This is a genomic window from Cupriavidus sp. 05T41, assembly GCF_056396525.1.
Genome location: NZ_JBFTLQ010000045.1, coordinates 50,323 through 61,011, shown reverse-complemented (window position 1 = coordinate 61,011; position 10,689 = coordinate 50,323). Strand labels below are relative to the sequence as shown.

The 10,689-nt window shown below is 62.4% G+C and carries 7 protein-coding genes and 1 pseudogene; all 8 read right to left on the bottom strand.

Annotation, left to right across the window (positions count from 1 at the left end; translation table 11 throughout):
• Positions 1 to 521 precede the first annotated feature (521 nt).
• The gene (gene tnpC, locus AC1DKV_RS24585; RefSeq protein ID WP_441621716.1) at positions 522 to 866 is read right to left on the bottom strand and encodes a Tn3 family transposase post-transcriptional regulator TnpC; all 345 of its coding nucleotides are present in this window, start codon (positions 864 to 866) and stop codon (positions 522 to 524) included.
• Positions 859 to 2,832: pseudogene (locus AC1DKV_RS24580) on the bottom strand (Tn3 family transposase); the annotation flags it as partial. The gene tnpC and the pseudogene AC1DKV_RS24580, both read right to left, overlap by 8 nt.
• A 688-nt stretch (positions 2,833 to 3,520) precedes the next feature.
• Positions 3,521 to 4,039, bottom strand: coding sequence for an NADH-quinone oxidoreductase subunit B family protein (locus AC1DKV_RS24575; RefSeq protein WP_441621714.1), 519 nt, complete (start codon positions 4,037 to 4,039; stop codon positions 3,521 to 3,523).
• A complete protein-coding gene (locus AC1DKV_RS24570) occupies positions 4,039 to 5,586 on the bottom strand; it encodes a hydrogenase large subunit (RefSeq protein ID WP_477138200.1) in 1,548 nt (515 codons plus the stop codon). The genes AC1DKV_RS24575 and AC1DKV_RS24570 overlap by 1 nt, the downstream gene beginning before the upstream one ends.
• A 4-nt stretch (positions 5,587 to 5,590) precedes the next feature.
• Positions 5,591 to 7,045, bottom strand: a complete 1,455-nt coding sequence (locus AC1DKV_RS24565) for a hydrogenase 4 subunit F (RefSeq protein ID WP_477138199.1) — start codon at positions 7,043 to 7,045, stop codon at positions 5,591 to 5,593.
• 1 nt (position 7,046) lies between these two features.
• Entirely contained in the window at positions 7,047 to 7,706 is a 660-nt protein-coding gene (locus tag AC1DKV_RS24560) for a formate hydrogenlyase (protein ID WP_441621708.1), read from the bottom strand.
• Position 7,707: 1 nt separating this feature from the next.
• Positions 7,708 to 8,655, bottom strand: coding sequence for a respiratory chain complex I subunit 1 family protein (locus tag AC1DKV_RS24555; protein ID WP_477138198.1), 948 nt, complete (start codon positions 8,653 to 8,655; stop codon positions 7,708 to 7,710).
• Positions 8,656 to 8,662: 7 nt separating this feature from the next.
• Positions 8,663 to 10,687: a hydrogenase 4 subunit B gene (hyfB, locus tag AC1DKV_RS24550; RefSeq protein WP_477138197.1), complete on the bottom strand. Its 2,025-nt coding sequence runs from the start codon at positions 10,685 to 10,687 to the stop codon at positions 8,663 to 8,665.
• Positions 10,688 to 10,689 lie beyond the last annotated feature (2 nt).

The following is a 10,689-nucleotide window of genomic DNA, read 5'->3' as shown; positions in this document are numbered from 1 at the left end:
TCACGCGACACGCTGGGCCGCCCATCGGCGAGCGGGACGCCGAGCGTCAGCCCCACGCGGCCACGCAGGCGCGCAAGGAAAAGGCAAGCGTCGGATCGATGTACTCGCGCGGCAGTTGCCGACCTTGCGTTCTTKACGGGGTTGGAGCATACGGGCGCGAGACGGGCCAGCGCCACCGCGCGCCTTGCACTGCGCGCGCATACGCAGTTTGCCTCGCCGCTTCCAACGTCTGCGTGATGCTGGGTTTTAGTGCTTGTCGCTCTMCGGATACCAGTAGATGCGCTTGCGCTTGCCCACGCCCGCGATACTGATCTTGGCCTGCGACCAAGATACGCCCAATCCACTATCATAATCCTCCCAGTTATGATGAATCCGTCTAACTGCACATCTTCGATATAAGGCGAGCGCTCGAAGCGTATCAAGGGCTTGTCTGGTGTTCAGCCGGAAGAATGGCTCGAAGGCAGTCCAAGATKGACGGTCGACTATTGAAGGGCGGTGCACCTATCGATGCAGCAAGCCTGTCACGCGTCGCCGGAAGGTCGGAGAAGTTCTAGTGGGCGCAGCGCCTGCACAGCGCGTTGGAGCACCCGAATCAAGTCTTCCAGTTCCTCCACAATGGTCTCGGCCTGCTCGACCAAGGCTGGATCCGTTGCTCCTGAGACGAGACTGGCACCATTGAGAACCGTATGGGCCATGCCATGTAACTGGAGTAAGTCGTCGCGAATTCCTGCCGGCTCGCTGACTCGGGCTCGTATCGTATCGACGAGGTCCACAATGCGCAGGATCTCGCTGGTGTCGAAGCTGTCCTGCAGGCGATGCAAGGCATCGGTGTCAACCGGGCCATAAGGGGTCTGGGTGTTAGGCATGGCGTGGTTTCCAAACGGAGAATGCGGGGGTAGTGAAAAGACTGTCGCGGATCCAAGCCTCCGGAGTCCGCTCAAGGTTTAGCTTGTAGTCGCCAAAGCGCTTGATGTTGCTGGTGAGATATGGGCTAAGGAAGCTGATGTCGTCTACGTCGACCTTGATACCGTCCTTCTCCATGGCACGAAGCGCCTGCATCATGTCGGCGGTGTTCTGAAGGATCACTGCGGAGGCGACCAGATCGTTGTAGCGCAATCGCTTTTGCTGCTCGTCGGGATCGTTCACGGGCAGAACATCGCCGCCGAACGAGAACCACTTGGCAAAGCCATTGTAGGACTCGATCTTGTTGGTCGTCGCAGTGATTTCCTGGCGCAGTTCGCGGCTGCCGATCCACTCCAGCAGAAACACGGTGCGAACAACCTTGCCCAGTTCCTGGGCGGCCAGCAGGAGCCGATTCTTGCGACTATCCGATCCCAAGCGGCGCAGCAGTAGGGGAGAGGATATGGTTCCGGCCTGGATCGACAACGCGACCTGCATCAGATCCTGCCAGTGAAGGGCGATCAGGTMCCAATCCACCGCGCCCGAAAAAAGGCGCTCAATATGACGATACTTGGAGGTGGGATAGGCTCGGTAAAGTTTCAGATCCTGCCAGTTACGAATCCGCGGCATCAGGTTGATGCCAAGCAGGTAGGTAAAGGCAAAAACGGCAGCTGACTGGCCCTGAGTGTCGGCATGCACCGTGTCTGCCTCCACGCTCAAGCCTGCCTTAAGCAAGCCCTCGATGACGTAGACCGCTTCCCACACGCCGGGCGGGATGAAGTGTCGGAATACGGCGATGTAGTTGTCTGCAACATGCCGGTAAGCCACCGCGCCCTTCTTGCGGTAGCGGAAGTGGTAGCCCGTGAGCAGGTTATTGTCGTAGAAGTCGTATTGCGTGCCGTCAGCCGCCACGGTCTTACCGTCCCCCCAATGCTTGGGCAGGTCGAGCTGGAGATACAACTCGATCAGTTCGCGCTGCGCGGTTTCAAGCCGTTCGAGACTCATATGTCGCCGATTGACGAACGACATCATGTGCGGCGTCACCCGTTCGCCCATGTGGCGAGCTGCTTGCGTGGGTCCGAGATTGCAGCCCATCGCGAAGATCGTCAGCAAGTAGCGCTCGGCGGCGTGGCGGATCTTGGGATCGCTGCCTGAAAGCGGGCCGAAGTGGCGCGTGAAGTGGGTCCAATGCTCGATGTTGGCCAGGACGTCCAGCAGGTTGCGGTTCGGCATGTGGCCGATCAGCGTCTGCTGAAGCGCAAGCGCGCTGGCGGGGATTTCCTTGGCGACGGTCCGGCGGAGTACCGGCTCGCCGTTGCGGCCAATGGTGACGTGCTGACGCTTATCCGGAAAACTATCGTCCAGGTTCTGTGCCGTCGCGGCCAACCACTGACGTAGGTGTGCAACGAAATCCTGCGCGTTGGTCGGCATCTCCAGCTTGGCGCAGTAGTCAGGGAGGCGGCGCTMGCATTCACGCCAGGACAACAGATGCAGCCGGTAGTCGGCAAACGCGTCTGAGCCGACGACACAGAGGTCGCCAGAGCGCAGTTCGGCGACCATATGCGAAAGTACGCAGAGCTCCAGATGGCGCCGATTGATGCCGGGCCCCAGATTGTCAGAGCGATATACGAGCTTGCGCCAGCGCTCCGAGGCGAAGCTCAGATCGACGTCGGCGGAAAGCCATTCGCGGTGTAGATCCGCATTCTTCAACACCACTGCCAGTGCGGCCAGTAGGGTGCACGACTGGCTGGTTGACTGCCACTTCAGCACTTCGGCCAGGCGCAACATTACCGAGCGGTGCGGGCGAAAATGCCGCCACAAAAGGGGCAAGTAGTTGTTCCCGCTGAAGGCGCGGACCTCAGCGCAGTTCTCGCGTAGAGGCTCTAAATCGCCTGAGGGGGCAAGAAGGCGCCGTACCTCTACGCCGATCTGAGCAGTCCTCGCCCTCGGCGAAATCGAACGGTTAGCGAGTGGTGCAGTATGCGCCAATGCCCGTGGGTGAGGCTGGGTGCCAGGCGAGGGAAGCCGATGAGACCTTCCAGCCTCTCTATTACGCCGGGCCCGAGGACGTCGAATACGACGAGTCGGCAGAAAGGTCCCGAAGTCGTACTGCGTTGATTGGGCGCGAGAATTCGTAAGGAACCATTKGCACGAGCGCAGCGACGAGTGTGGCCTCGATAAAGTAGCTATCTGCAGTTTCCGCCTGATCGTGCATGGGGRCAGTCATTTCAGAACCATCTTGTCTGGGGTAGCCGCTTCGCCCGGGCCATCCCTTTCCCTGCCACGAGAGGCGCCTTCGAGTCGCCTCTCGTCATTTCTCAGCTCGATTCACGAGTACCCGTTTTCGACGGCAAGAAACAACTGCGCACTCGCGGCCTGCCCCCGGTACGCCACCCGGCCAGCACAACTTCTTCTGCGCATGCGACATGGGCTCGGAATGCCACGCTTAAATATGCAGCAGACCAGATCCCGTGCCCGTCAGTGCGCATCTTTGCGTCCGGAAGGGAGAATTATCCACAGAAGCTGTGGATAATTAAGAGCTGCAGGCKACCATAACGACAAGGATTCGGGGCACGTCACTTCCCTTATCGTCATCCTCCAGGATTTTCGTTTAGATGACTTAGCTTTTGCGCCGCTGCACGGCGGTTAGTATCCCCCGCAGGATCTCGATGGGKGGAGGCGGGCAGCCAGCCACAGCGACGTCGACKGGGATGACGTTGGCGACGCGACCGCAACTTGCATAGCTCTCGCCGAAGATACCACCCGTACAGCCGCAGTCACCTACCGCGACGACGAGCTTCGGCTCCGGCGTCGCGTCATAGGTACGCCGCAAAGCCTCTTCCATGTGACGCGAGACCGGTCCGGTCACCAGCAGCATGTCAGCATGCCGCGGGCTGGCAACGAATTTGATGCCAAGCCCTTCGATGTTGTAGTAGGCGTTGTTGAGCGCGTGGATTTCCAGTTCACAGCCGTTGCACGAGCCTGCGTCGACCTCCCTAATCGCCAGCGCCTGACCGAGAATATCGAGGATGTCCTTGTGGATGCGTTGAATCGCGGCGCCGCCATCGGCATCGACGGCCTGGGGCGCAGGCTCGGTCACGATGCCRGTACGGGCAATTTGCTTGAGGAGGAGCCACATCAGAGGTCGTGCCCCGAATAGGAGAGATTGAAAGACTTGTTGATCAGCGGAAAGTCCGGAACGATATTGCCGATGACGGCGTGTTCAAGCACTGGCCAGTTCTGCCAAGAGGGATCATGGCAGTGGCAACGCAAGATCCGGCCGTCGCCGGCGATCTCGAGGGCGACAAGGACTTCACCACGCCAGCCCTCTACCCAGCCTGCTCCGATGGAGATTTTGTTCAGCATCCGGAGGTMACCACATATCGCGCCACCCGGCAGCTCCGAGCAGATGGCGCGAACGAGCCGCAGGGATTCAAGCGTCTCGTCGAAGCGCATCGCCACACGTGCGGCGACATCGCCGTTTCGGTGCGTGGCCATCCTGACGTCTAACCGATCGTAGGGCGGCCATGCGTGGTCGCAGCGCAGGTCCGCCGCTTGCGCGCTGGCGCGCCCGGCGAGCCCCGTGAGGCCAAGCTGGGCTGCGAGTTGTGGCGCCACCCGCCCCGTGGTGAGAAAACGGTCCTGCAGGCCGGCATGTTCGTCATACACGATCCGCAGTGCGCGGACCTTGCGCTCGATGCCGTCGCACTGCTTGCGCAGCCAATCCAGCATCGGCGGCGTCAGGTCGATCGCAACACCTCCGGGCACCACTGCATCCATCATGAGCCGGTGACCGAATACCTCCTTAGACAGGCGCTGCCAGTCCTCGCGCAGTCGCGAGAACTGGGCCAACCCAAAGGCCAATCCGGCATCATTGCCCAAGGCACCGAGATCGCCCAGGTGGTTGGCCACGCGTTCGCGCTCCAGCATCATGGCACGCAGCCAGGCTGCCCTTGTCGGTATCTCGCTGCCCGACGCGGACTCGAGCGCCATGCAGTAGGCCCAGGCATAGGCCACCGTCGAGTCGCCCGATACACGGCCGGCTAGCCGGTGGGCTTCAATCGGTGCGACTTCGGTGAAGCGTCGCTCGATGCCCTTGTGCGTGTAACCCAGGTGGGCTTCCAGCCGCAGCACCTTCTCTCCGACGACGGAGAGGCGGAAGTGGCCGGGTTCGATGATGCCCGCGTGCACCGGGCCGACGGCGATCTCATGCACGCCATCGCCATCGACGCGTACGAAAGGGTAGGCCGTCGGCAGCTTGCCCGCGGCGACCAGCGGCTGCGTCCCGTGTCGCAAGGGAAATGACTCGGGCTGCCACAGGCCATGGTCCAGCCAAGGGCGTCGGTCGCGGCTGCCGTGCACATGGATGCCCGAAAGGTCAACCATGGCGCGCTGCATCCGCCCGGCGCACGGGAATATGGCGCTCAGATCCGGAACTCCCTGCGCTGGATCGTCGAGCCGCAGTTCGAGCCAGACCAGGCCCTCCGGTACGGCATACGCGGCACATGCCGCMAACGCGCCCCCCGCGGCGCTACGGTCGACACCCCACACCGATATGAGGCGCCCTCCCGTGTCATTAACCGTGCGCGCTGCCGCGCTCCATGCGTCGGGACTGACCAGCCCGTGCCATACCGGCAGCGGTGCCGGCAGGCCATTCAGCTTGAGTCCGAGTTCAGGCAGAGCCATGCGCTCAACTCCCCAGCATGGCAGCCGCCTGGCGGTACCATGCATCCAGATACGGCGGGATATAAAGTCCCAGCATCAATCCAAGTACGAGGTGTGTGAACACCGGAATCAGCGCCGGCGGGTGTGCCAGGGGTTTCAGGGTGGTCTCGCCGAAGACCATCGGCTGCACGCGACTGAATACCGACGCAAAAGCCAGGCCGAGCGCGACCAGCAGGAAGGGCGTGGCCCAKGGTTGCTCACGCATCGCGGTGGTGACGATCAGGAATTCGCTGGCGAATACCCCGAAAGGCGGCATTCCCAGGATAGCCAGCACGCCCAACATCAGGCCCCAGCCGACCGTGGGGCTGACGCGGATCAGCCCGCGGATCTCGTCCATGACCTGCGTACCCGCTTTCTGCGCCGCATGGCCGACGGCGAAGAAGATCGCGGACTTGACCAGCGAATGCACCGTCATGTGCAGAAGTCCGGCGAAGCTGGCGATCKGCCCGCCCATGCCGAAAGCGAAGGTCATCATGCCCATATGTTCGATGGACGAATAGGCGAACATGCGCTTGACGTCCCGCTGGMGGATAAGGAGGAAGACAGCCGCCACGACGGAAACCAGGCCGAAGCCCATCATCAGGTGGCCGGTGAGATGGTTGTTCAGCGCGCCGTCCGTCAACACCTTGCAGCGCAGGATGGCGTATAGGGCCACATTGAGCAGCAGGCCGGACAGCACGGCGGACACCGGGGTCGGCCCCTCGGCATGCGCGTCCGGCAGCCAGTTGTGCAGCGGCACCAGGCCGACCTTGGTCCCATAGCCGATAAACAGGAAGGCAAAGGCCAGGGTGATGATATTCGGGTCCAGCCGACCCTTGACCGCATCGAGGTTGGTCCACAGCAGCGCGCCGCCCTCGGTGCCAATGACCTGCTCGGCTGCCATGTAGAGCAGTACGGTGCCAAAGAGTGCCTGGGCGATACCCACGCCGCACAGGATGAAGTACTTCCAGGCTGCCTCGAGGCTGGCTGCGGTCCGGTAGACGCTGACCAACAGTACCGTGGTCAGCGTGGCGGCCTCCATCGCGACCCACACGATGCCCATATTGTTGGTCGTCAGTGCCAACAGCATCGTGAACGTGAATAGCTGGTACATGCTGTGGTACAGGCGCAGCCGCGGCGGCGTCATCTTGCCGTGGTCGCGCTCCACGCGCATGTAAGGCCGCGAGAAGATCGACGTGGTCAGGCCCACGAACGCGGTCAGAGTGACCAGAAACACGTTCAAGGCGTCTATGTAGAACGCACGGTCCCACACGAGCGTGGGACCGTCGTCGATGATCCGACCGGTGAGCAAGCAGGCCGCGATGAAGGTGCCCAGGCTGAACGCGACGTTGACATCGCGCGCACTATCGCGATGGCCCACCAGCGCCAGCACCAGCCCGCCGGCGAGCGGGGTTGCAAGCAGGAAGGCTAGCGCAATCAACTCAGTCCTCCTTCAGCTTCTCGAGGTGGCGGATGTCCAGGCTGTCGAACTGCTCACGGATCTGGAACATGAACACGCCCAGGATCAGCACGCCGATCAGCACATCCAGCGCGATGCCAAGTTCAACCACCATCGGCATGCCGTAGGTTGCCGAGGTGGCGGCAAAGAACAACCCATTCTCCATGGCCAGGAAGCCGATGACCTGCGGTATGGCCTTGGAGCGGGTGATCATCATCAGGAACGACAGCAGTATGCAGGCTAGCGCGATGCCGAGCGTGCCGCTGGCCAGCTTCACCGACAGCCGCGAGATAGGCATGGCCAGGTTGAACGCGAAGATCACCACCAGGATGCCGATCACCATGATGGTCGGGATATTGATCAGCGTCTCCACGTCCCAGCGGATATCAAGCCGGTCGATGACGCGGTGCAGGAGATAGGGGATCAGCAGCACCTTGAGCACGAATGTCACGCCGGCCGACAGGTACAGGTCCGGCTGCCGGGTCACGTAGCCAACCACGGCCGTCGCCAATGCCAGGGTGGCGCCCTGCAGCGTGAACAGGTGGATTAGCGAAAGGACGCGGCGCTGCGAGATCATCCCGAAGGCGAGGATGAGCAGCACCGCACCGAGCAGGTTGACGAACTGGGTCAGTAAGGTGCTCATGTCAGCGGGCAAGCAGCAAATGCACCAGCATGCCGATCACCGCCAGCAAGAAGGCAGTGGCCAGGAACTCGGGGACGCGGAAGATGCGCATCTTGGCACTCACTGTCTCCAGCGTGGCAAGCAGGATGCCGCCCACGGTGAGTTTGAACAGCAGCGCCGGCAGCGCCAGCAGCATGGACAACGGCGCCTGGGCCTCTGCGATGCCCCAGGGGAAGAACAACGCCAGTCCGATACAGGAGTAGGCGAACAGCTTCAGGCTTGACGCCCACTCGATGAGTGCCAGGTGGCGGCCCGAGTACTCCAGGAGGAGTGCCTCATGGATCATCGTCAGCTCCAGATGCGTGGCGGGGTTGTMGACCGGCACGCGGGCGTTCTCCGCCAGCGACACCATGGTGAAGGCAACGCCGGAAAAGGCCAGCCCGGGGTAGATCGCGAGGTCACGATGGGCGAGTGTCTCGACGATGGTGGTGAGCGACGTCGACTTGGAGACTAGCGAGGCCGAGAACAGCACCATCAGCAATGCGGGTTCGGCAAGAAACCCGATCAGCATCTCGCGCCGCGCCCCCAGGGTGCCGAAGGCCGTGCCGATGTCCATCGCGGCCAGCGAAATGAAAACCCGCGCTAGCGCGAACAGGCCGACCAGCGCGATCGCATCAGCCGCAGGTGCCAGCGGGAGGTCGGTCGAGAGCGTTGGGATGATCGCGCACGCCAGGGCCATACAGCCGAACACCACGTAGGGTGTGGCGCGGAACAGCGGCGACGCGTTGTCGGCCACCACCGATTCCTTGTTGAACAGTTTGTGCAACATGCGATATGGCTGCCAGAGGCTGGGCGCGGATTTGTTTTGCAGCCAGGAACGCCATTGATTGACCCAACCCGTCAGTAGCGGCGCCAGGGCGATCGAAATCGCGATTTCTAGCGACTGCGACAGCAAGCCGGAGACCGTCATGGAAGCCTCATCGCATCACCGCCAGCAGCGTGGCAACTAGTGTCAGGAAACTGTATAGCAGATATACCGAGATGCGCCCTTGCTGCATCAGKCTGGCCAGTCGCGCCAGGTATGAAGCCAATTCGGCAGTGGGTAGGTACAGCCAACGCCAGAAGCGGTCCTCGACGGTCACCCGGTAGCGCGGCTGTTCGTCGAACGGCGTCGGCAGGTCGCGCTGCATCAAAAAGAAGGGTTCGAAGATCTGACGGATTGGCTGGCCGAAACCCTCGGCGGTATCCTGCATGCGCGCGGTGCCCCAGGGAAATCCGCAGGCCCATGGTGKGCCGCGGCGCAGCCGGCCATGGTAAAGCCAGCGCACGAGCAAGTAGGCGAGCGCAAAGCTAGTCAGGATGCCGAGGAGGAAGATCACCGGCCCGTAACTGGCTTGACCTAGGCTGCTCGGCGCCAGCAGCCAACTGCTGGTAGCCGCTCGGGCGCCCAAACCGGCGGCAACCAGCTGCTTCGTTACCGGGTCGATCAGCTGGATGAACTGCGTCGGCAGCAGGCCAAGCGTCACACAGCCGAGGGCGAGCCATATCATGCCTGCGCGCTCCCAGGGACCGGCGTCATGCGCGTGGGCGAGTTTGTGCTCGCGCGGCTGGCCGAGGAAGATCACACCGAAGAACTTGACCATCGTGTAGCCGGCTAGGGCCGCCACCAGCGCGATTAGCGCAGCGACCACCGGGATCAGCATCGTCAGCAGCGGCACGGGCAGGCCTGGCGTGAACAGGAAGCTCTGCAGCAGCAGCCACTCCGACACGAAACTGCCGAGCGGAGGCAGCCCGGCGCTGGCCAGCGCGCCCAGTAGCGTAAGCCAGCCAACCCAAGGCATGTACCGAATCAGCCCGCCCAGCTTGCCGAGACTTCGCTCGGCGGTGGCATGCAGTACGCTGCCCGTGCCGAGGAAGAGCAGGCTCTTGAATAAGGCATGGCTTGCGACGTGATAGAGCGTCGCGGTCAGGGCCAGTGCCGCCATCGGCCTCATGTCGTAGGCCGAGAAGATCAGGGTCAGGCCCGTGGCGACGAACAGCAGGCCCATATTCTCGATGGACGAATAGGCCAGCAAGCGCTTCATGTCGCTCTGCACCGCGGCAAAGACKACGCCGAACAGGGCAGTGGCCAGGCCGACGGCCAGAAGCAGCGCGCCCCACCACCACAGACGCATACACAGCAKGTCGAAGGACACGCGCAACAGCCCGTAGATGGCTGTATTGAGCATGACGCCGCTCATCATCGCGGAGACCGGCGAAGGCGCGGCCGGGTGTGCCTCCGGCAGCCAGACATGCAAGGGCAGGACGCCGGCCTTGGCGCCGAAGCCGAACACGGCAAGCAGGAAGCCGACCGAGGCCCAGAAGGGCGTCAGAGCCTGGTCACGCATGTTCGCGAAGGTGTAGTCACCGGTGTTGGCCTGCAGAACACCGAAGCAGAGCAGAATCGCGATCGCGCCGATACGCGCCATCGTGATGTAAAGGTAGCCGGCGCTGCGTACCTCTCGAATGCGGTGGTTTGCTGTCACCAGGAAGAACGACGACAGCGCCATGGTCTCCCACATGACMATGAACGAGTAGGCATCGTCGGCCAGGATGACACCGGCCATGCTGGCCAGGAACAGGTGATATTCCAGGCACAGCAAGCCTGGCGGCGTGCCCTCACCCTTGCGGAAATATCCGGCTGCAAATATAGAGATGCCCGCCGCCGTACCACCGATCACCATTAGGAAATAGGCGGAGAGGCTGTCGAGCCGGATGTGGAAGGGCAGTGCTGGCAGTCCAATGGCTAGTACGGCGACCTCGGGCGTGCCAAGCACAGCGGCAAGTGCCAGGCCGAAAAGCGCCAGCCCAAGCAATCCGCCGAGCGGGAAAAGAACGCGAGACACCAGGGTCAGCCGCTGCAGCGCGGCAACGCCTGCGGCCCCGACGAACAACCAAGCCCCCACAACAACAAGCACCCAGTCGATATGGAGCCATTGAGCGACGGGGGGCACGCTGCTCATGG

What these genes read in the sequence shown, in the direction of transcription:
- tnpC (WP_441621716.1), bottom strand. Translation starts at nt 866, where the DNA reads ATGCCTAACACCCAGACCCCTTATGGCCCGGTTGACACCGATGCCTTG.
- AC1DKV_RS24560 (WP_441621708.1), bottom strand. Translation starts at nt 7,706, where the DNA reads ATGAGCACCTTACTGACCCAGTTCGTCAACCTGCTCGGTGCGGTGCTG.